The sequence below is a fragment of the Streptomyces sp. NPDC057438 genome (assembly GCF_042802995.1).
Lineage (GTDB): Bacteria > Actinomycetota > Actinomycetes > Streptomycetales > Streptomycetaceae > Streptomyces.
Genome location: NZ_JBHVDD010000128.1, coordinates 1 through 19,656 on the forward strand (window position 1 = coordinate 1; position 19,656 = coordinate 19,656).

18 protein-coding genes and 4 pseudogenes are annotated in these 19,656 nt (G+C 68.9%); 11 read left to right on the forward strand and 11 right to left on the reverse strand.

Annotated elements, in window-relative coordinates:
* Together ACFU5F_RS39420 and ACFU5F_RS39425 are read left to right on the forward strand one after the other, a co-directional pair.
* Positions 1-112 (forward strand): LuxR C-terminal-related transcriptional regulator (locus ACFU5F_RS39420; protein WP_383898151.1); only part of this gene is annotated, 112 nt, incomplete at its 5' end.
* A gap of 872 nt (positions 113-984) precedes the next feature.
* The gene (locus ACFU5F_RS39425; RefSeq protein ID WP_383898123.1) at positions 985-1,221 is read left to right on the forward strand and encodes an XRE family transcriptional regulator; all 237 of its coding nucleotides are present in this window, start codon (positions 985-987) and stop codon (positions 1,219-1,221) included.
* Between the two features lie 472 nt (positions 1,222-1,693).
* Here the strand turns inward: ACFU5F_RS39425 and ACFU5F_RS39430 are convergent, their stop codons facing one another.
* Both ACFU5F_RS39430 and ACFU5F_RS39435 read right to left on the reverse strand, forming a co-directional pair.
* Positions 1,694-1,894 carry a hypothetical protein gene (locus tag ACFU5F_RS39430; RefSeq protein WP_383898125.1) on the reverse strand — a complete coding sequence of 67 codons (201 nt, stop codon included), beginning with the start codon at positions 1,892-1,894 and terminating at the stop codon, positions 1,694-1,696.
* Positions 1,895-1,954: 60 nt separating this feature from the next.
* Positions 1,955-3,010 (reverse strand): TerC family protein, encoded by a 1,056-nt coding sequence (locus ACFU5F_RS39435; protein WP_383898152.1) that lies wholly within the window; start codon positions 3,008-3,010, stop codon positions 1,955-1,957.
* A gap of 750 nt (positions 3,011-3,760) precedes the next feature.
* Here ACFU5F_RS39435 and ACFU5F_RS39440 point away from each other — a divergent pair.
* Entirely contained in the window at positions 3,761-3,943 is a 183-nt protein-coding gene (locus ACFU5F_RS39440) for a DUF6193 family natural product biosynthesis protein (protein WP_383898127.1), read from the forward strand.
* A 387-nt stretch (positions 3,944-4,330) separates the two neighbouring features.
* Here the strand turns inward: ACFU5F_RS39440 and ACFU5F_RS39445 are convergent, their stop codons facing one another.
* The 3 genes from ACFU5F_RS39445 to ACFU5F_RS39455 all read right to left on the reverse strand — a co-directional run bounded on the left by ACFU5F_RS39445 (position 4,331) and on the right by ACFU5F_RS39455 (position 6,657).
* Positions 4,331-5,263, reverse strand: a complete 933-nt coding sequence (locus ACFU5F_RS39445; RefSeq protein ID WP_383898129.1) for an anti-sigma factor RsbA family regulatory protein — start codon at positions 5,261-5,263, stop codon at positions 4,331-4,333.
* A complete protein-coding gene (locus ACFU5F_RS39450; RefSeq protein WP_383898131.1) occupies positions 5,263-5,616 on the reverse strand; it encodes an STAS domain-containing protein in 354 nt (117 codons plus the stop codon). Before ACFU5F_RS39450 ends, ACFU5F_RS39445 begins: the two co-directional genes overlap by 1 nt.
* Positions 5,617-5,739: 123 nt before the next feature.
* Positions 5,740-6,657: an MscL family protein gene (locus ACFU5F_RS39455; protein WP_383898133.1), complete on the reverse strand. Its 918-nt coding sequence runs from the start codon at positions 6,655-6,657 to the stop codon at positions 5,740-5,742.
* A gap of 111 nt (positions 6,658-6,768) precedes the next feature.
* Here ACFU5F_RS39455 and ACFU5F_RS39460 point away from each other — a divergent pair.
* Both ACFU5F_RS39460 and ACFU5F_RS39465 read left to right on the forward strand, forming a co-directional pair.
* Positions 6,769-7,122 (forward strand): annotated as a pseudogene (locus ACFU5F_RS39460) (winged helix-turn-helix domain-containing protein); the annotation flags it as partial.
* A gap of 52 nt (positions 7,123-7,174) precedes the next feature.
* A pseudogene (locus ACFU5F_RS39465) lies at positions 7,175-7,320 on the forward strand (IS6 family transposase); the annotation flags it as partial.
* A 473-nt stretch (positions 7,321-7,793) separates the two neighbouring features.
* Here the strand turns inward: ACFU5F_RS39465 and ACFU5F_RS39470 are convergent.
* From ACFU5F_RS39470 to ACFU5F_RS39485, 4 genes and pseudogenes are all read right to left on the reverse strand, one after another.
* Positions 7,794-8,822 (reverse strand): LLM class F420-dependent oxidoreductase, encoded by a 1,029-nt coding sequence (locus ACFU5F_RS39470; protein WP_383898135.1) that lies wholly within the window; start codon positions 8,820-8,822, stop codon positions 7,794-7,796.
* Positions 8,823-8,998: 176 nt separating this feature from the next.
* Positions 8,999-9,590 (reverse strand): annotated as a pseudogene (locus ACFU5F_RS39475) (aldo/keto reductase); the annotation flags it as partial.
* Positions 9,591-9,932: 342 nt separating this feature from the next.
* A complete protein-coding gene (locus ACFU5F_RS39480) occupies positions 9,933-10,658 on the reverse strand; it encodes a hypothetical protein (protein WP_383898137.1) in 726 nt (241 codons plus the stop codon).
* Between the two features lie 52 nt (positions 10,659-10,710).
* Complete coding sequence (locus ACFU5F_RS39485; RefSeq protein WP_383898139.1) at positions 10,711-11,655, reverse strand: ATP-binding cassette domain-containing protein; 945 nt, start codon at positions 11,653-11,655, stop codon at positions 10,711-10,713.
* Between the two features lie 497 nt (positions 11,656-12,152).
* Between ACFU5F_RS39485 and ACFU5F_RS39490 the strand changes: the two genes are divergently transcribed.
* A complete protein-coding gene (locus tag ACFU5F_RS39490) occupies positions 12,153-13,397 on the forward strand; it encodes a sensor histidine kinase (protein ID WP_383898141.1) in 1,245 nt (414 codons plus the stop codon).
* Positions 13,388-14,035: a response regulator gene (locus ACFU5F_RS39495; RefSeq protein ID WP_383898142.1), complete on the forward strand. Its 648-nt coding sequence runs from the start codon at positions 13,388-13,390 to the stop codon at positions 14,033-14,035. The genes ACFU5F_RS39490 and ACFU5F_RS39495 overlap by 10 nt, the downstream gene beginning before the upstream one ends.
* Before the next feature lie 416 nt (positions 14,036-14,451).
* Here ACFU5F_RS39495 and ACFU5F_RS39500 read toward each other — a convergent pair whose 3' ends face one another.
* A complete protein-coding gene (locus ACFU5F_RS39500) occupies positions 14,452-15,069 on the reverse strand; it encodes a TetR/AcrR family transcriptional regulator (RefSeq protein ID WP_383898144.1) in 618 nt (205 codons plus the stop codon).
* A gap of 103 nt (positions 15,070-15,172) precedes the next feature.
* Between ACFU5F_RS39500 and ACFU5F_RS39505 the strand changes: the two genes are divergently transcribed.
* Positions 15,173-16,513, forward strand: a complete 1,341-nt coding sequence (locus tag ACFU5F_RS39505) for a carboxylesterase/lipase family protein (protein WP_383898146.1) — start codon at positions 15,173-15,175, stop codon at positions 16,511-16,513.
* Positions 16,514-16,945: 432 nt separating this feature from the next.
* On the opposite strand, the gene ACFU5F_RS39510 is transcribed toward ACFU5F_RS39505, so the two are convergent.
* On the reverse strand, positions 16,946-17,458 hold the full coding sequence (locus ACFU5F_RS39510) for a MarR family winged helix-turn-helix transcriptional regulator (protein WP_383898148.1): 513 nt from the start codon (positions 17,456-17,458) through the stop codon (positions 16,946-16,948).
* Between the two features lie 72 nt (positions 17,459-17,530).
* Here ACFU5F_RS39510 and ACFU5F_RS39515 point away from each other — a divergent pair, with 72 nt between their 5' ends.
* From ACFU5F_RS39515 to ACFU5F_RS39525, 3 genes and pseudogenes are all read left to right on the forward strand, one after another.
* A complete protein-coding gene (locus ACFU5F_RS39515; RefSeq protein WP_383898149.1) occupies positions 17,531-18,331 on the forward strand; it encodes an SDR family NAD(P)-dependent oxidoreductase in 801 nt (266 codons plus the stop codon).
* Between the two features lie 414 nt (positions 18,332-18,745).
* A pseudogene (locus tag ACFU5F_RS39520) lies at positions 18,746-19,249 on the forward strand (IS5 family transposase); the annotation flags it as partial.
* A gap of 158 nt (positions 19,250-19,407) precedes the next feature.
* A complete protein-coding gene (locus ACFU5F_RS39525) occupies positions 19,408-19,587 on the forward strand; it encodes a DUF5670 family protein (RefSeq protein WP_107305663.1) in 180 nt (59 codons plus the stop codon).
* The last annotated feature ends 69 nt before the right edge of the window (positions 19,588-19,656 follow it).

Here is a 19,656-nt window from a genome sequence, read left to right on the forward strand (position 1 = left end):
GCTGTCCACCGTCAAGACGCACCTGGCCAACATCCAGCAGAAGATCGACGCCCGCAACCGGGTCGAGATCGCCGCCTGGGCATGGGAGCGCGGCATGATCCGAGAGCGATAGGGGCGGCCGCACAGCCGCGCCGACCTCCGTCAGGACCTGCCGGACGGAGGCGAGTTGCGCCTCCGGTTCCGGGTGCGAGCCGTCGATCAAGTCCAACACCAGGTGCGCGTCCGCCACCTCGTCGATCGTGGAGCGGAACGCCTCGACGAGATGGTGCGGCAGATGGCGTACGAAACCGACGGGTCGGCGATGGTGTGGTTGCGGCCGCTCGGGGTCTCCGCGCGGCGCACCGTCGTGTCCAGAGTGGCGAACAGCGCGCTCTCCAGCAGCACTCCGGCGCCGGTGAGCCGGTTCGGCCGTCCGCCCTTGTCGTACCGAACCCCATACCGCCCGGTAGGGGGCCGGGAACCGACCCGTTCGGGTAGGACGATCCCGGCCGGCCTTCGACCTAGGTGACGCTGAACAAGGCCGCGCGGACGTCGGGCGCGGCGTCGAAGGCGCGGGGTATCGGTCTGGGTAATGGGCTCTTGAAGATCGACCGGGAGCAGCAGATCCGTCAGCTTCTCGGCCTGCTGCGGAGCCCGGGCCAAGGGCGCCTTGACACGGTAGAACAGGTCGGAGAACAGACTGTCGATCACGTGGTCTTCGGGTGGAAGCCGCGAGCGAACGTGCCGACGCGGCAGCTTTCGCCACGCCGCCGTACAGCTGTGTTGCCGCACCGGCCGCCAGGGCGCTGCTGGAGGTGCCGATCGACGACGCCCGCTGTCTCGACGTCGGCCTGCCCCCTGCCGCTGCGAACCTGGTCGGCGCCACGCCCGTGCTCCTGCGGGGCGGAATGCCCGCACGGACCAACGGACGGTCGTCCATGTCTCGCAGTCACCCGTACAGGTGAGGGCGGCCATGACTCGGACAGCTCAGGGCAGGGGAGAGAAATGGCCGACCTCTCACAGCTGTTGCAACAGACCATGCGACGCAGGCACCTGAACGCACAGGACCTCGCCGACCGTACGGGCATTCGCACCCCGCGGATCCGCGTCTTCGCCGAGGACGGCGCCCGCGGTCCCGTGCGGCCCACCCCACAGGAACTGGCGGAGCTCGCCGAGGCTCTGGCGCTGCCGTTGCTTGACGTCCAGCAAGCAGCCCTCGGCGCCTCACCGGCCCCGGCCTGACGCTGGCCGCGGAACCCGCCCGCCGGGACGCAGACTCCAGACCTGGGCCGCCGCCAGCCGCATTCGGCAGGCTCCGTCAGCCCTGGGCGATCCACTGCCGTTCTCGAGACGGTGAGCGGTCGCCTTGTCGTGACGGTCCTGCCGTACTTGCCGAAGGCAACCTTGCGCTCGACGCCGTCGAAGGTGACCTCTGCAGTGCCTCCTTCACCTTGGATCAGGCGTCTGCGGGCAGGACGCCAGTGCTGGGGATGTGCACGCCGTTCTTGATCGCCTGGATCACCGCCCAGGTGGCGTCGTACGTGGTGTCGCTGAAGCCCCCGGGATACTGGTTGCAGCCGGCCTCGCGGTACTCCTCGATGAACCCCCGTCAGGCTCTTCTCGGGCGGTGCCGCCCATGACGGCCAGGCTGCCCTCGGCGCCGGCATTCCTGGCCTCGTGCACGAAGGCTACGAGATGGTTGATCCGCCGGAAGTCATGTGGCGTGGGCCTGGTCCGTCTCCGGCTTCTCCAGATGCTTGGGGCAGTCGGGGTTGTGGCAGGGGCTCGGGCCCCACACCGGCACGAAGACCCCGAGTGTCTTGTGTCGGCTCTTGATGGTCATCTCCAGGCGTTGCTTGCAGACCGGGCACACAAGCAGCCTCTGGGAACTCGCCTCATGCTCGGTTTTGCTCATTCTTTAACAATAGACTTCTTGGCCAGGGACGGGGCCAGTGCACACCTGCGCCGTGCAGCATCACGGCGCCGAGCGTGGCGGATGATCCGGTGGCTTGCCGTGCTCGGCGTGGGTGTCCTCTTGGAGGTGGTCGGCTGCGGTGCCAGATGAGGTGGGAATCTGCCCGTCCTGCGCGGTGGGGGACGGCGTGGGTCGGCGCAGGCTGAAGGCGATGGACGCTGTCAGGACCACGACGATGACCGCGAGGCTGATCGGCGAAGGGATTTCCGGGATGCCTGGGCTGATCATCTTGTGGGATGCCTGGAGGATCAGCTTGACGCCGATGAAGGACAGGATGACCGCGAGGCCGACATTCAGGTAGTGGAAGCGGTCCAGCAGGCCCGCCAGCATGAAGTACAGCGCGCGCAGGCCGAGAATGGCGAACGCGTTGCTGGTGTAGACGATGAAGGCATCGTCGCTGACGGCCAGGACGGCCGGCACACTGTCGACGGCGAAGATCAGGTCAGCGGCCTCGATCGCTGCGACCACCGCGAGCAGCGGCGTGGCCACACGCTTGCCAGCCTCCTTGACGAAGAACTTCGCGCCGGCGTATTCGTCCCGGACCGGCATGATCTTGCGGAGCAGCCGGACGGCGAAGCTCTTGCCAGGGTCGAAGCTCCCCTGCTCGTCCTTGAGGAGCTTGTAGGTGCTGTAAAAGAGGACGGCCGCGAAGGCGAACAGCACAGCGGTGAAGCGACTGACGACAGCGACTCCGAGGGAGAGGAAGATCCCGCGGAAGACAAGGGCACCGATCACGCCGAAGAACAGGACCCGGTGCTGATAGGCGCGGGGCACCTTGAAGTAGGCGAAGATCACGGCGAAGACGAAAAGGTTGTCCACCGACAGGCTTTTCTCCAGCAGCCACGCGGTGGTGTACTCGGTGCCGGCCGTCGAGCCCAGGACGAGGAAAACGACGCCCGCGAAGATCAGAGCGAGTCCCACCCACAGGCCGCTCCAGGCGGCAGCCTCCTTGAAGCCGATGACGTGCGCGGTGCGGTGGGCCAGCAGGTCCACCGCCAGCGACACCACGACCGTCGCGGCAAACGCCGCCCACAACCAGAACGGGACCTCAAGCACGCCGGTCACCTTCTCTGTGGCTCACTCCGGCAGGGCCTCTATAGGGGAGTCTGGGGCATTTCACCGCACCGGGCGACCCAGGGCCGTGACGACTCCTTCGCCGGACAAGCCAGACGCTCTCCGGCCTGCATGCCCTGAACGACGCTGCAACGGACAACTCCGACACCGCCGGCGACCTGCGTGCATGACGACCGGCCACGGGTGCCTGGCTGAGCCTGATGGTGGTGGCACGCGTCTTCCCGCCCTGAACCGGACGGACGAAGTCCGTAACGGAGCACTCGACTGTTCGGCGGGTCACGCTGAATGTACGCGCGCATCCATTGATCATCCCGAGCACCTCATGGGTCCGCCAGGTCCAGAACCCCAGCCCGCCAAGCACCCCCGCGGCGTCGCCGGTGCCTTGGCGCACGTAGGCGTCCACTGCTGGGGGGCCGGGAGTAATTGTCCATGGTTGTGGTCCGTCGCTGCGGGGGTGTTGTGGTCGGGCAGCTCTGCCAGCGCCATGGCGGCGGCTTCGCGCACGTAGTCCGTGGGGTGTTGCCAGTAGGGCTCGATCATCGGGTGGGAGTCGGGGTCACGGGTGGAGCCGAGAATGCCGAGGGCGTGCTCGAGGAGCGGGGCGGTCATCGTGTGGAGCCACGGTGCCAGCCCGGCGACCAGGTGGAGAGGCAGGTCTGGGCGTTCGGAGGCGTTACCGATGCGTTGAGGGCACTCTCGCGGACGGTGTCGTCTGGGTCCTTGATGGCGGCGGTGAGCAAGCAGGCGACAGCGGCTTCCGTCTCGTCCTGCGTCAGGCTGGGCCCGCGCAGGAGATCGGGCGACGCCGAGCTTGCCGAGGCTCTCTATGCGCAGCCGGCCCTGCGTGTCTTCTTCCCGTGGCCGTCGCACGGCCAGTTCAGCCTGTTCAGCAGCACCGCTGATCCGTTTTTATGAGGAGCTTCCGTGTGTGATTCCGACAGTAGACGGGCTGCGGAATGTGGTCGCACGGGAAGCTGCGCAGACACCGTCACGTGTGCTCGGTGCCCGCCTCAGCGCCGGCGAGGCCGCAGCGCTGGCGGCAGCGAGCATTCCCGCAGGCAGCGGCCCGGCCGTCGAGGGAGGTTGGCCGAAGCGCGAGAGTACCGCCTGGCCCTCGATCGTCGAACCTGCACCCTCGAACGGTCGGTGGCGCCATCCCGCACGCTGGCATCGCGCGCCCCGAGCCGGCGTCCCCGTCGCACCGAGAGGAGCTGGGGAATGTCACCCCACGTTGCAGGGTGTCCTGCTTGCGGCAGAGGCGAGGCGGGCGGCCAACCGGACAGGTGGCCGCCGCGCGCGCTGTCACAAGCTGAGGTAGAAGCGCAGGGTCGTGCCGTCGTCGCCGGTGTGCACGCGCACCAGGTCGGTCACGTAGTGGACCAGCATCAGGCCCCGGCCGCCCAGTTGGTCGCGCTGCGGCGGGCGGCGGCCGGCCAGCGGATCGGTCAGCCGGCCAGCATCGCGGACCTCACACACCAGCTGCCCCTGCTCGGCCCAGACGGCGAGTGTCCCGCGGCCTCCGCCGTGGACCACACTGTTGGTCGTCAGCTCCGCGACCGCCAGCTCCACATCCATCAGCCGCTCCCCGGCCAGGCCCAGCCGCGTCGCCTGAGCGAGAGCGAACTGGCGGACCGCCGGAAGGTCCTCAGCACCGTAGGAGAAGGCCGCGGCGTCCGGTGCAGGAACAAGCGCCTGGTTGTACCGGTCGACGACCGCCTGCCAGTCGTAGGCGTCGCTGACCGACTCATGGCCCTCCCCGCTGATGAGGGTCGGATGGGTGACCCGCGCATCGGCGATCGCCTGCGGATCCAGCCGCACCTCGTCGTAGGGGCACAGGATCGTCACCGCCCGGCCCTCGAACGCGGCGTTGATCAGCGCCTCGTGCTGCGCGCACGCCGGGTACTCCACCGCGCTGCGCCCGGCCCAGATCGGCTCGCCGATGATCCGCACACGCCCCTTGGGGTGGGCGTCGGCAAATCCGCGCAGCACCTTGGGGATGATCCGTCCCGGGTTGCGGCCGGCCTCGGTCATGTCCAGGAACAGGATGCCCTCGGCATCCCCGCCCAGACCCGCCTTGATCAGCCCCAGGTTGGGGCCGGGCACCGCCACGGCCATCGGCTCGCCGTTGGTCAGGCCCTCGCGCAGGAAGGCCACCGTCTGGCGCGTGTACTCCTGCTCGGTGCGGTAGAAGAGGGCAGGGTGAACGAACGCCTCGTGGGTGGTCACCGTTCTCATCACAGAGCCACCTCGATCCGGTCCAGGCCCGGCCAGAACATCTCCAGAACCCGCGGCAGCTGCGGCGGGGGTTTTTCCACCACAACCTTCCCGTCGGGCAGGTTCATGGCGGTGACCGCCAGCGCGGTCACCCCGGCCACATCGACGAACGCCACATCCGACAGCTCCACGTACGACACGCCCGCGTGGCGCCGGGCCAGCTCGGACAGGGCCCGCTCCCAAGCCGTGCGAGTGGGGGCGCTGATCTCACCACGGGCACGTATCCCACAACGACCGCCGGGCAACGGGCTCACCTCCAACGCGGCACTCCCGGGCACCGCCGGGGACCCGCCCACCACATGTGGGGCATCCACGTTCGGACTCCTTCACATCAGCCGCCTGCGCCGTCCCGGCACGGGCAGAGGAAAGTCCCACCCGACAGGGCAGTGTATCCAGGCGGCAGAACGCCGGTTTCTGTACGTGGGAGCCGGCGCCGTTCATCGGCGGTTACGGATAGCGCTCGGGGACCGCGGATCCCGAGAATGTCGATTGAACCAGCATCGTTCCGGGGGACCGGACGCTGTCGTCGGCCGTAACCCGCCCCGGGTGTGAGCGTCACGGGTGAGGTAACGCGCGGTCGATCGTGTCCTCAGGCACGTGTGGGTCGATGCTTTCGCCGGTGTTACTGGCAGGCTGGGCAAAGCGTGTGGTGCCCCGCGGAGGTGACGACACGGTTCCCCACTCAGTGCCTGGGCGCGCTGCCCGATGTCCTTCACGGGGAACTGCACGCGGCGCTGGCCCGCCACGCAGCGGGTTCGGCATCGGGCGCCGTCGGTAACTGCGGTCACCACGGACATGCCCGCGACGGGCCCGGCAACCCAGGCCGGGCCATGGAGTCGGGTCACCGGGCGCGCTGGGTTGTCTCCGCAGCCTGAGCGGGACGGCGGGCAGGGAGACGGTGCAGGAGGCGCAGCGTCGGGCCTGGGCGGGTGCGGGGGCTGAGGCATTCGGGGCAGTCCCGTTGGGGGGCTTGGCCGTCGTGGTGCGGGGCGAGGCGTTCGTGGAGTTGTTGATCGGGAGCACGACCAGGAAGTACAGGGCGAGGGGGAGGAAGCTGATCGCCGCGTTGATGAAGGCGCCGTAGGGGAACTTGGCGGCGCGACGGCGAAGGTCTTGTGGCTCATGTCGCCGGTGGCACCGGTGGCCAGTCCGACGAGTGGTGTCAGGAAGGCGCTGACGAAGCCGTTCACCACGGCGGTGGACGCTGCCCCGATGACGATGCCGACGGCCAGGTCGACCACGTTGCCGCGCAGGATGAAACTGCGGAAGCCCTTCACCTTCTCACCCCCTACTGATCTTTTCGTAGGTTCGGTGGGTGTGGTGGCCGTGGGGGTGGGAGGTTGTCGGGGTGGCATATCAACCTTCCCCTTCGGTTGCCGGCTTCTCCCTTCCTCCTTTGTCGCGGCCTCAGTTGGCGGAGGCGTGTCGTGTTCGGGCAGTCGAGTTGTTCGAGGGCGGCGTGTCGAATGCGGAGATCGCGAGGGCGGTGGGGGGTGTGTGCCGGGAGTGTGCGGCGTTGGCGGCGGGTGTGGGAGCGAGACGGTGCTTCGGGCCTGCGGAGACGTTCAGCCGCGGGACGCCCACCCGAGCTGGACGGCGCCCAGGTCGAGATGGTCCGGGCCGCGTTGGAGCAAGGTGCCCGGGCTCATGGTTTCGAGGCCGACCTGTGGACCCTGGAACGAGTCGGCGCGGTCGTCACCCGGGCAACGGGGGTGGTGTTGTCGAGGGCGTCGGTGTGGCGGCTGCTGACCGGCCGGCTCGGATGGAGCCTGCAACGGCCCGAGCGGCGGGCGGTCGAGCGGGACGACTCGGAGATCGCCCGCTGGATTCGCGCACGAGTGGCCGCGCATCAAAAAAAGGGGCCCGTGAATGTTTCTGTCCGCGTTCAGCGGCATCTCGCCCCACTTCCGGCCCGCCGCCATCTGATCCCCGCATCCCACTATCCAGCCGAGATGACCGTCCCCTTCGCGATCTGGGAACAGATCACCGGAGCCGCCGGCCTGCCCACCGCGCGATGAGCACACATCCGGAACCCGACTCCTCCATGCCCCGTCACACCATCAGACGCCCCACATCCAACAACGTGACAACGCCCCGGTGGACATTCAGGTGCCAGATGCATTCGGAAGTACATGTACGAGGTGTCTTTACGCGCTGTGTTCGGCGAACCGGACCCCCCGGCAGATGAGGATCTCCCGCGACTCGGTCCACACGCCGACCAGGGCCATGTGAACCCGCCCGCCACTTCGGTGGAGAGAGAGCGTCCGTCCAGGTCTCGTCCCATCTCCTGCGGGTTCGTCACCGCGCTTGCAGGGGAGCGCGGTGACGCGGAACGGCTTCTGCAGCCTGTACCCCATCGGCCGAGAACATGAACCGCGCGGCCAGGGGGCGGGATGGCAATGGGCGACGCCAGCTCATCCCGCTGTCCGGGAAGCCCGGTGTGGTGCCGACTCGGTTCGACGATCCCGCGGGGGTGGTGGGGAGCAGCCGGTCACAGCCAGCCTTTGACCTTCTCGACGAGGCGGGCGGGCTCAGGGGAGATGACACGGACGTTCAACTGGGTGACACCGGCGGAGCGGAACGCCTCGATGCGTTCGCGTACGTACCCCTCGGGGCCGCACAGCGATAGCAGTTCGGTCAGCTCATCGGGGACAGCGGCCTCCGCCTCCTTCTTCTTCCCCGACAGATAGAGGTCCTGGACCTTCTCGGCGGCCTCTTCATATCCGTAGGCGCGGGCCAGGTCGTTGTAGAAGTTCTTGCCCTTGGCGCCCATGCCACCGAGGTAGAGGGCGATCATCGGGCGGGCCAGGTCGCGGGCGGCCGCCGCGTCCTCGCCGACGGCAAGAAGGGCTCCCGCCACGATCTGGAGATTGCCGCGTTCCGCGGGCCGGCGGGCTAGTCCCTCGGCGAGTGCGTCGCCCCACACCTGGCCGGCCTTCTCGGGGATGAAGAGATGCGGCAGCCAGCCGTCGGCGATCTCCGCGGTCATCTGGACGTTGGCCGGACCCAGTGCCGCGAGGTAGATCGGTATCTCGCTGCGCACCGGATGGTTGAGGAATTTCAGCGGCTTGCCGAGCTTGCCGCCCTTCTCGGCCGGCAGCGGCATGTCGACGATGCCGTGGTGCTCGATCACCTCTCGCCGCCAGATCCGGCGGCACAGGTCGACGGTCTCGCGGGTGCGGCCGAGGGGTTTGTCGTAGGGCTTGCCGTGCCACCCCTCGACCACCTGCGGGCCGGACGCGCCGAGCCCGAGCAGGGCGCGGCCCCGGGAGACGCCGTCGAGTCCGGCGGCGGTCTGGGCGATTAGCGCGGGCGTGCGGGAGAAGACGTTGATGATGTACGAGCCGATGTTCACGCGCTCGGTACGGGCGGCTATGTAGCCCATGAGGGTCGGTGAGTCGAAGCCGTACGCCTCGGCCACCCAGACGGCGTCGAGGCCCGCCTTCTCCAGCCGGACGACCTCCTCGACAGCTTTCAGAGGGTTGTTCTCGGCGTACTCAAGGGTGGTGGCCAGCTCCATGGCTTTCCTCTCCGTTCCGTCCTCAACCGGCATGCGCAAGGCGGCAGCTGATCCGGTCCACGCTCAAGGGTCAGGTGTGGAGCGAGCGTGCCAGTCGGGACTACATAAATCAAGCGTGCATGCTTTTTTGTCACTTGGGTGAACTGTGGCGGCGCGGGCGCCTTGCCGAGCCACCGTCAGTCATCCCACTGTCGGAGAAGAGGAGACGGTCGTCCCTCCCACTTGCCGACGAGGCGCATGTGCTGGTCGTTGTAGCGGTCGCCGTGCACGCCGATGCGGGCCGCTCCAGCGTTCGATGCGGCGGGTGCCGGGGATCGGAACGATCCGGGGTTGGGCGAGGAGCCAGGCCAGGGCGACCTGCCCGGGAGTAGCGTTCCTGGCGCGGGCGAGCATGGCGACGTGGTCGACCAGGACCTGGTTGGCGGCGAGGTTGTCCTGGTCGAACCGCGGGATGGAGGCGCGGATGTCACCTTCGGTGAACGCGGTCGTGGTGTCGACGGGGCCGGTGAGGAAACCCTTGCCGAGCGGGTTGAACGGCACGAACCCGATGCCGAGTTCGGCGAGCGTGGGCAGTACCTCGGATTCTTGGTCGCGGATCCACGGGGAGTACTCGCTCTGCACGGCGGTCACGGGACGGACGGCGTGGGCCCTGCGGATCGTCGCCGCGGCGGCTTCGGACAGGCCGAAGTGGCGTACCTTACCCGCCTGTACGAGCTCTGCGACCGCGTTCGCGACATCCTCGACGGGGACGTCGGGGTCGACCCGGTGCGGGAGAGGTCTGGGTTCAAATCCCCATAGCTGCACACTGTACGAACCTCGTCCTGTGGGGCAGAGTTCTGTGTTTGCTGGCGGGGACGCGGAAGAGGGGTTGGATCTGGCGGGGTCCGCAGATGCGGACTCCCTCGACGAGTTTCTGCGCGAGCGATTTCTTGGTGGCAGGGTCGCCTTCGGCCATCGTTCGGTGACCCTGGCGCGCATGCTGTCGGGGTCGTGCCGGGGCACCGGAACCGGGCACGACGGCGGACATCATCTCGGTCTGGTCTCGCGCCGCTGGTACCACCACAGACGTCAGGCTCGGAGCGATGCTCCAGGCCCTTCGTCGTCGTGGGACTACGCGTCGCGCTTCTTGAACAGGATCCAGGCGGCACTGGTGATCAGGGCTGCGAAGACCGCGAACACGCCACCCGAGGCCCAGCGGTCGAAGAAGTCGAAGTCCGGAGCTGCGGGACCGAAGTTCGCCGGGCTGGTCAACATCAGCTCCTCGCCGGCGGTGAACGGCAGGAACTTCACGGCCGGCGCCAGCCATTCCAGGGCTGGGACCAAGGTGAGCCCGACGATCAGGGTCTCGATGATCAGCGGCATCAGGAAGATGACCACCAGCGCCGCGGGCACGCCGCGGAACAGCAACCCCAGGCCGAGCCCGACCAGTGCGTAGATCAGGTTGTAGGCCAGGTACCCCAGCAGCGCCGAGCGTACGGGGTCGTCGAACAGGCCCGGGACCTCGCCCCAGAACGCGAGTACCAGGGTTGCGTTGATCGCTATCGACACCAGCGTGGCCACGGCGGTCAGCGCCGTGACGGTCAGGATCTTCGCCAGGATCAGGCGCGAGCGCTGCGGAAGCGCGGTCAGGGTCGGCTGGATCGTGCCGTGCCGGTACTCGTGGCCGGTCGCGAAGATACCGACCACGGCCATGAACACCGCCAGGAACGGGATCACGAAACTCGCCCCGCCGTTGACACTGAGGTTCACGGCGTCGGCATGGAGCGGCTCGTCGCTGGCGCCGAGGCCAAGGACCAGCGGGATCACGGCGGAGGCCACCAGGCCGGAGCCGACCATCCAGTAGGTCGAGCGGAGCGTACGCAGCCGCGTCCATTCGAATCTGAGCGCATCAAGCATTTTGGGCACCTTCGGGGGTCTGAGCGGTCTGGATCGGCTTTTCGGCGACGAACTGCTCTGCGGCGCCGGTGGCGGACATGAAGGCCTCTTCGAGCGAGGCCGAGCGGCTGGAGAGCTCCGTGAGCTCGATGCCCTCGGTGAAGGCAAGGTGCCCGACCATGCCGATCTCCATTTCCGAGACGACCAGTTCGCCGTCGTCGCCCTTGGTCACGTCCCCGCCCTTGGCTTCGAGGGCGGGGACAAAGGCGTCGGCAAAGGGGCTGCGCACGATCACTGTGGACGTGGTGAACTCGCGGACGAACTGGTCGACGTCGCCGTTGAAGATCATGTGACCGCGGCCGACGACGACCAGCTCGTCGGCCATCAGCTGCATCTCCGAGAGCAGGTGGCTGGAGACGAAGATGGTGCGGCCCTCGGCGGCCAGGCTCTTGAGTAGATCGCGCATCCAGTGAATGCCGTGCGGGTCCAGGCCGTTGGTCGGCTCGTCCAGCATCAGCGTCTGCGGGTCGCCCAGCAGCGCCTGCGCCAGGCCGAGGCGCTGTGCCATGCCCAGCGAGTAGCCCTTGGGTTTCTTGCGCTTGGCCGAGCCGAGCCCGACCAGCTCCAGGACCCGATCGATCCTGGCGTTGGCGATGCCGTTGGCGGAGGCGAGCATCTTCAGGTGGTTGCGGGCCGAGCGGGTGGGGTGGAACTGCTTGGCCTCCAGCAGGGTGCCGACGTGGTTCATCGGCCGACGGATCGAGGCGAACCGCTCACCGTCGAACAGGGTCTCGCCCCCGCCGTGGTCGAGGCCGACCATCAGCCGCATGGTGGTGGACTTCCCCGAGCCATTGGGACCGAGGAAGCCCGTGACCACCCCTGGCCGGACCTCGAAGGACAGATCGTCCACCGCGACGGTCTTCTCGTATCTCTTATGCAGGCCTTTCGCGGAGATCATGGTGTTCCTATCTGAAGAATTGAACGAGCGAAGGCGTTCGTCGTCATGTGTCCGGCTCGGCCGGTGGTCGGCCGGGGACCTTCGGGAAGGCACGTGCCAGAACCCCGATCCAGCCCCTGGTGCGCCACGCCGCCCAGCGCGCTCGTGACCGGCAGCAACAACTTAGGAGCCGCGCCAGGGGAGCAGACATCCCGCACGCACACCAGTGCGGGATGGTGCAGGCACCACCACCGGCCGAGGGCTGTCCGGCTCGCACCGGTGGGTGGGCTTCAACGGCATGATGAAGAGTGCGGCCACGTGCGTTGCGGCAGCGCGAGGTACATGCGGATCGCCGTCACCTCATGCGCTCCTCAACGATGCCGGAGCCGCGGTGACGGGCCGGTACCGGCGACGCCGTCACCGGTACCGCGCCGTCGCCAGAGGTAGTGCCGGCCCTACCCCGAACCGGCATGCCTGCCCGGATCATCCGCCCGCAACCCGCCGCCTAATATGCGGGCATGCCCCCGAGAGTGCGCCGAGTCGGCGCCTTCACCCTCTACTCGCTGTCCACCCTCCCCTTGGCCTTGATCAGCGTGACCCTGATCATCCCCGTCCTGGGACTCGGCGTGGTCACGTCGGTCATCGGCATCGGACTGCCGGTCCTGGCGCTCGCCCTGCGGATCGCCCGCGGATTCGCCGAGGTCGAGCGCCGCGCCCTGCCGGAAGTCCTGGGCCATTCCGTGGCTCGGCCGGTGTACAACAAGCCTGCCGCGGGTTCGGGTGTCTTCCGGCGAAGCATCACCCCGCTTTTCGGCGGCCAGTATTGGCTGGACCTCCTGTACGGGATCGTGATCCTTCCCGTATCTGTGATCATGTTCGTGATCACCGTGGTGTGGTGGTGGGTGACGCTGTCCACGCTCACCTGGCCGCTGTACGGATGGATCATCCACGAGGCGGTGGGCCTCGAGAACCTGCAGAAGCTTCCCAAGCTGGTCGGGGTGGAGAACTACCTGTTCGCGTCAGCGTTCTACGTGACGATCGGCGCGCTGTTCGCCCTGGCCCTGCCGTTCGTCGTGCGCGGCGCCGCTCTGGCAAGAGCGAACCTGGGGCGCGTCCTGCTGACGGCGGTCGGCGAGTTGCACGAGCGTATCGCTGACCTGTCCGAAGGGCGGGCCGCCGCCGCCTCGGCCGAGGCGGGCGCGATGCGGCGCCTGGAGCGCGATATCCACGACGGGCCCCAGCAGCGGCTCGTGTACCTGGCCATGGAGCTGTCGCGGGCGCAGCGCCAGCTCGCCAAGGACCCGAACGCGGCACAGGCCACCATCACGGGCGCCATTTCCGAAACTCGGGAGACCCTGGAGGAGCTACGCACGCTGTCGCGCGGGCTTGCGCCCCCGGTACTCACCGACCGCGGGTTGGCCCAGGCCCTGGCGGCCCGCAGCCCGGTGCCGGTGGAACTGGACGCCTCGGTCCCGGACCGCTTCTCCGCCGCGGTGGAGAACACCGTGTACTTTGTGGCCGCCGAAGCCTTGACGAACGTCGCCAAGCACAGCCGCGCCGACTCTGCGCGCCTCACCCTGTCCCGGACCGCGAACCGGCTGATCCTGACCCTGTCCGACAATGGCATCGGCGGCGCCCACCTGGCCAAGGGGCACGGCCTCACGGGGCTGGCCGACCGCGCCAGGTCGGTCGAGGGCGATTTCGTGGTGCACTCCCCCGAGGGAGGCCCGACGGTGGTAGTGATGGAGGTCCCATGCGGGTAGTGGTCGCCGACGACGCCGTGCTGATCCGTTCCGGACTGGTCCGGCTGCTGGAGGAGTTCGAGTTCGAGGTGGTCGCCGAGGTGGGCGACGGCGACAGCCTCGTCTCTGCCATGGTCGAGCACCGCCCGGACGTCTCGGTGGTGGATGTGCGGATGCCCCCCTCGTTCACCGACGAGGGTCTGAAGGCCGCGGTCGCGGCCCGCAAGCGGGTTCCCGGTGCGCCGGTGCTGATCCTGTCGCAGTATGTGGAGGCCTCCTATGCCGAGGATCTGCTGGCCGACGCCAGGGGAGCCGTGGGCTACCTGCTGAAGGACCGGGTGGTGGACGTCGACGAGTTCATTGACGGGCTGCGGCGGGTCGCCGCCGGAGGGACGGTGTTCGATCCGCAGGTGGTGGCCCAGCTGATGGTTCAGCGCCGTGGCAACGACCCCCTGGCGACGCTGACCGCGCGGGAGCGGGAGGTGCTCGGGCTCATGGCCGAGGGGCACTCCAACCAGGCCATCGCGCGCAAACTCGTGGTGAGCGGCGGCGCGGTGGAAAATCACGTCCGCAGCATCTTTGCCAAGTTGGGCCTGTACGTCGAGGACACCGACCACCACCGCCGGGTGCGCGCGGTGCTGGCCTACCTGCGTTCCTGAGCGCCCATAGCGGCGATGCCGCCTTTGTCGTGCTCGGAAACGTGAGCGAAGGCCTCGCTGGTATCGGTGATGGTGCGCGTGACCGCGCTCGCCGGGTCGTTTCGTCGTTTGGGCCGTCCCCCGCTCACGCTATCCCGTGTTACACCATGTGTTGGCTGTGGGCTTCGTACGGTCAGTAGCGCAGGCGAGCGGTGTCTTCGTCGATACGGACGATGCGCTCCTCGAACAGTGCCATCGGCTGGCTGTCGACGTCGGGGATCAGCGTCGGCCCGACCATGCTGGGTGCCGCCGTCCAGGTGAGCGCCGCGTCGTCAGGGATCTGATCGCCGGCGGGCGGTGGCGCGAGGGCGACGCGGACATCCTCGTCGTTCTCGACGTCGGATGCGACGCCCCGTGCATGGCTCTGCTTCTTTCCCTCAGCGGTTTGACCTGGTGTGGTTGTCGGGTGGTGCTGAGCGGGCGCCGGCCAGTACCAGGTCCACGAGTCGACTCACATAGGCGTGCCCTGCGGGCTGGTCGCGCTGCACGATGCGCAGGTGGAGGGGGCCGGTCAGGGCTTCGAGGAGGAACTCGGGGTTGCTGTCCGGTGGGAGGTCGCCGCGGTCTGTGCCGCGTTGGACGAGGATGCGGGCGCGGTCCAGGCGGGCGGTCCAGAACTGGTTGCGGAGTTGGACGGACTGAGGCTCGTCGTCCGCTGCGGCGAGGGCGAGACGGGCGAGCGACTGGCCCGTGGGCGTGGTGAGGAACCCGGCGAGCGCGGTGAAGAAGGTGGTCAGGTCCTCGTGCGTGGAGCCGGTGTCAGGCAGGGGCAATTCGGCGTCCAGGCGGTCCGAGAGGGCTTCGAGGATCAGGTTGGTCCGGGTGCCCCACCGCCGGTAGACCGAGGTCTCGTGCACACCGGCACGGGCGGCGATCTCCGCGATACGGGTGCCCGCCAGGCCCTCGGTGGCCAGGAGTTCGGTGGTGGCCTTGAGGACGGCTCGGTGTACGGCCGCGCCACGGCGGTGCGCGGGAGCCGGGTGCGGTGGTCTCATACCTCCCATTATCGCAAGCACACTTGCGATAAACCATCACGGCGAGCTTCACTGGGTCCATCGCAAGTCGACTTGCGATGGACGCAACCTGCGGAGGCTGCCCATGCTCACCACGGCAAAGACCACCAGCGGCGTGCTGCGTGGCCGGGTCGAGGACGGTGTGGCCGTCTTCCGGGGCGTGCGCTACGCCACCTGCAAGCGGTTCGGCCCGCCCCAACCAGTGCCCGCCTGGAGCGGGGAGCGGGACGCCACAGCCGACGGCCCGATCGCCCCGCAGCGGCCGTCCCGGCTGGAGCCCGTGATGGGCGTCCCCGAGCCGCACGAGCAGGGCGAGGACTGCTTGAACCTGACCATTACCACCCCCGGTGTGGACGACCGGTCCCGGCCGGTGCTGGTGTGGTTCCACGGCGGTGCCTGGGTTTCGGGCGCCGGCTCCTGGAAGTGGTACGGCGGCCGCCGACTCGTCCGCGAGGGCGACGTGGTCGTCGTCTCCGTCAGTTACCGGCTTGGCGTGCTTGGCTATCTGCGCGCACCAGGGATCTCCGAAGGCAATCTGGGTCTGGCCGACCAGCTCGCCGCGCTGCGGTGGGTGCGCGAGAACATCGCCGCGTTTGGCGGTGACCCGGACGCGGTGACCGTAGCCGGTCAGTCCGCCGGGGCCCACACCGTGCAGTGTCTGCTGGGCATGCCCGACGCCGAGGGACTGTTCCGCCGGGCCGTCGTTCAAAGTTCCCCCGCCGCTCTCGGCCTCGGGAGCGCCCGCACCGCCCGGAAGGCCGCCGAAGGGTTTCTCACCCGGCTCGGCGCAGACCCGCGTACTGTCCCCGTCGCCGATGTCCTGGACGCCCAGACCGCGCTCGCGCGCGAGGCGGCAGGCAGACTCGGGCTCCGTGCGGTCCCCTTGTTCAGGCCGGTCGCCGGAGTCGGCCCGCTCCCGGACGCAGCACGCTGGGCCGCGTGCCTGGCAGGCCGAGCTCCCGGTCTGGACGTCATCATCGGCACCACCGGGCGGGAGATGAGCGCCTTCTACGCCCTGAACCCGGCGCTGCGCCGCCTGCGCCGGGTCCCGGCACTGGGTGCGGCGACTGCGGACGCTGCGGAACGAGCCGCGGGTGCGGCCCTCTTCGACCGTCCCGCCCGCCGCCTGGCTGCCCTGCTGAGCAAGGCGGGCGCCCGCGTGTGGACCTACCGTTTCGACTACGCCGCCCCCGCCTCCCCCTTCGGCGCCACCCACTGCATCGAACTGCCCTTCCTGTTCGGCACCGATGCCGACTGGGCCACCGCCCCGATGCTCGCCGGCGCCGACTCGCACGACATCGACACCCTGGGCCGAGCCCTGCGCACCGCCTGGCTCAGCTTCATCCGCACCGGCACCCCGACCACCGACACCCCTTGGCCGCCGTTCACGGCAACCGCACCCGCCGTACACCACTGGCGCTCCTGAGGGCACCAGACAGTGCGGCCGGAATGCAGGATCGCTCAAGCAGGGGGTTCCCCGTCAAAGGAAGTGGTCACCGAAGCCGAACAGCTCGCCGTGCGCGCCGCCGGCGATGCTGCCTCTGTGGCCTGCCTCCATCCGATCGCCAAAGCCACCCAGGTAGGTCACGCTCGAGCGAAGCCGAGAGTGAGCGAGGCCCTCCCGTGCCATTGCGCTGGTTTCCGTCCCGCGAGGAAGCCATGACGCCGCCGCGCCAGGAGCCGTCTTCCGCCGACACCTCGAGTTCGGCAAACAGGCCGGCCGCGCGGATCCCACCCCGCCAGCTCCAGGCTGAGCATGTGGCGCTTCCACGACTCGTTCGACAGGTTCAGGCTGGTTCGGTGACGACGCGGGGCTTCTTCGTCCAAGGTGATCGTGGCGTGTCGGCTGCTCGCGCGGTCACCCCGGTGTGCCGTCTTTGCGCAGGGTGACGGGTCTGTTGAGGGGGCCCGCGGGTTGCACCTGTTGTATCGCGTCGGTCACCTGACCGAGGAGCGCCTGCAGTTGGGTGGAGTCCTTGGCGCCGAGCTTCTCGGTGATCTGTTGTTCGATCTCCGCGATCACGGAGTCGGCCTTGCGCAGCGCGTCGCGGCCGGCGTCGGTGAGGTGGAGTTCCTGCACGTGTCGGTGGCGTGGGTGTGGCCGGCGTTCCAGTTGGCCCCGGCCCTCCAGTCGGGTCACCAGGGAGGCCACCGCCTGCGGGGTGACGTTCAGGCGGCGGGCCAGTTCCGCTCCGGCCAGGCCGGGCTCGACGTGGACGGCGATGAGCAGGGAATAGTGTGCCGCCGCCATGCCCAGCGAGCGCAGCCGTTGCTCCTTCAGGGCGGTCACGGCCAACTCCGCCCGCCGCAGTGCCCAGGTCACCCGGTCCAGTGCGTCGGCGCCGACGGGGCCCTCGTCATGCAGCGTCATGCGGGGAGAATACGACACCGGCCGAGAATCAAACGTTTGACATGACGCAGGCGTTTGAATAAAGCTGTCCTCATGTCTCGTACTCTTGCTCTCATCACCGGAGCCTCTTCCGGTATCGGCGCCGCCTACGCCCGCCTCCTCGCGGCCGACTACGACTTCGTCCTGGTGGCCCGAAGGGCCGACCGCCTCTCCGCGCTCGCGGACGAACTCCGCGCGGCCGGCGCCGCCGTGGAGGTCCTTCCCGCGGACCTCGGGAACCACGACGGCCTCACCTCGGTGACCAAGCGCCTGGCAGTCGGCGATGTCCGGCTGCTGATCAGCAACGCGGGAGACGGCGGCTACGCGCCACTCGCCGAGGTCGCCCCGGAGGAGATCGACCGCCTGCTCACCCTCAACGGCGTGGCGTCCATCCAGCTCGCGCGCGCCGCCCTGCCCGGCATGCTGACCGCAGGGGAAGGAACCATCGTCACGGTCGCCTCCCTGCTGGCCTTCAGCGCCGGCCAGAGCAACCCGCACATGCCGCCCCGCACCATCTACAACGCCGCCAAGGCCGCCACCGTCGCCTTCACCCGCACCCTCGCCCACGAACTCGCCGACACCCCCATCCGCACCCAGGTGGTCTGCCCGGGCATCGTGGCGACGGAGTTCGCCGGCGGATACGGAAACATCCCCTCCGCCATGACTGCGGAGGGCGTGGCCGGAGCCAGCCTCGCCGGCCTGCGCCTGGGCGAGACGATCTGCATACCGGGCCTGGAGGACCAGACCGCCGCGCTCGACGCCTTCCTGGCCGCCGAGGCCGCCCTGCTCGCGGGCGGCAACCGCCCCACTCCCGCCGCCCGCTACAACCAGCCGCACCCACAGCCCACACCCTGAGGACCGGGCCCGCAGGAGGAGTCCAGCAGCGTCGCAGTGACCTGCGTGATCCCCCATGATCGCCGACGCCGCCAAGGTCCGTCAGCGGAGTGCCTCCGGCCACCCGGGCGGCACGCTCATCCGCCTGCCGTGAAGATCTCGGCGCCCGCCCGGCGGACAGGCCCGGTGACGACCTGGGGGACGGTGACGGTGTGAGGAGTCCGAGGCGGCGCAGCAGCCCGCTCGGGAGCCAGGCGGCGTCCCGCCAAGCCTTCTCGTAGATGAGCGGCTGGCGTTCGGTGTCCCGCTGCTTCTCGTACGGAGTCCAGGTATCGCCGGCCAGCCGGCACGCTTCTCCACCGTTGCTCTGGATCTGCCGCGCGAGGGCTGCCTCGGCCTTCTGAAAGACTCGTCGTGAGATGCCGTCGCCCTGGGGCGGCGGTCGACGGCTCCCACATCCGGGCGTTAGAGGGGGAGCCAAGACCGGACGAAGCCCTGTCGACCGGGGCAGAACCGGCAGCGAACATCATCTGATCACCGACGCCACCGGCATTCCGCTCGCCGCCACCCTGACCGGCGGCAATCGCAACGACGTCACCCAGCTGATCCCTCTTCTCCAGGCCGTGCCGCCGGTGCGGGGCAAGCACGGCCGGCCCCCGGCGCCGCCCGGACGTGGTGCTGGGCGACCGCTGCTACGACCACGACAAGTACCGCCGCCTGGTCTGGGACCTCGGCGTGAAGCCGTCGATCGCCCGCAGCGGCACCGAGCACGGCTCCGGCCTGGGCACCCAACGCTGGGTCGTCGAGCGCGCGTTCGCCCATCTGCACTGGTTCCGTCGCCTGCGGATCCGCTGGGAGATACGCGACGACATCCACGAAGCCTTCCTCACCCTCGGATGCGCACTCATCTGCTGGAGACGCCTGAAGTCATTGCGATAGGAGTTCTGAGCCCTGGCCTCCTGGCCCCTCGATGACGGCCTTGTGCGAGGCCGGGCCGACTGCTGGCCGTCCGGTCCGATGCCCCGAGCGGCGGATAAGAAACAGATAAATTCTCGGCGTGTGCGGAGAACAGGACGGGGCACACGGCGGGACGGAGGTTGATAACTATGGTTCCCCTGCTACTCGTTCTGCTGCTCGCCCTGATCCTCTTCGGCGCCGGGTTCGCCCTGAAGGCCCTGTGGTGGATCGCCGTGATCGTCCTGGTGATCTGGCTGGTCGGTTTCCTCGCCCGCTCCACCGGACCGAGCGGGACGCGAGGCCGCTGGTATCGCTGGTAATCCCCGTCGGCAAGACGCCAGACGGGAGTGGGGGGGGCCCCGGGCCCCGGGGGCCGCGCGGGCCCCCGC

Coding starts and splice junctions, on each gene's coding strand:
- ACFU5F_RS39425 (WP_383898123.1), top strand. CDS start 985: ATGGCCGACCTCTCACAGCTGTTGCAACAGACCATGCGACGCAGGCAC.
- ACFU5F_RS39430 (WP_383898125.1), bottom strand. CDS start 1,894: ATGAGCAAAACCGAGCATGAGGCGAGTTCCCAGAGGCTGCTTGTGTGC.
- ACFU5F_RS39445 (WP_383898129.1), bottom strand. CDS start 5,263: ATGAGAACGGTGACCACCCACGAGGCGTTCGTTCACCCTGCCCTCTTC.
- ACFU5F_RS39455 (WP_383898133.1), bottom strand. CDS start 6,657: ATGCCACCCCGACAACCTCCCACCCCCACGGCCACCACACCCACCGAA.
- ACFU5F_RS39470 (WP_383898135.1), bottom strand. CDS start 8,822: ATGGAGCTGGCCACCACCCTTGAGTACGCCGAGAACAACCCTCTGAAA.
- ACFU5F_RS39480 (WP_383898137.1), bottom strand. CDS start 10,658: ATGGTCGGCTCCGGCCTGGTGGCCTCCGCCGTGATCCCGCTGGTCCTT.
- ACFU5F_RS39485 (WP_383898139.1), bottom strand. CDS start 11,655: ATGATCTCCGCGAAAGGCCTGCATAAGAGATACGAGAAGACCGTCGCG.
- ACFU5F_RS39490 (WP_383898141.1), top strand. CDS start 12,153: ATGCCCCCGAGAGTGCGCCGAGTCGGCGCCTTCACCCTCTACTCGCTG.
- ACFU5F_RS39495 (WP_383898142.1), top strand. CDS start 13,388: ATGCGGGTAGTGGTCGCCGACGACGCCGTGCTGATCCGTTCCGGACTG.
- ACFU5F_RS39500 (WP_383898144.1), bottom strand. CDS start 15,069: ATGAGACCACCGCACCCGGCTCCCGCGCACCGCCGTGGCGCGGCCGTA.
- ACFU5F_RS39505 (WP_383898146.1), top strand. CDS start 15,173: ATGCTCACCACGGCAAAGACCACCAGCGGCGTGCTGCGTGGCCGGGTC.
- ACFU5F_RS39510 (WP_383898148.1), bottom strand. CDS start 17,458: ATGACGCTGCATGACGAGGGCCCCGTCGGCGCCGACGCACTGGACCGG.
- ACFU5F_RS39515 (WP_383898149.1), top strand. CDS start 17,531: ATGTCTCGTACTCTTGCTCTCATCACCGGAGCCTCTTCCGGTATCGGC.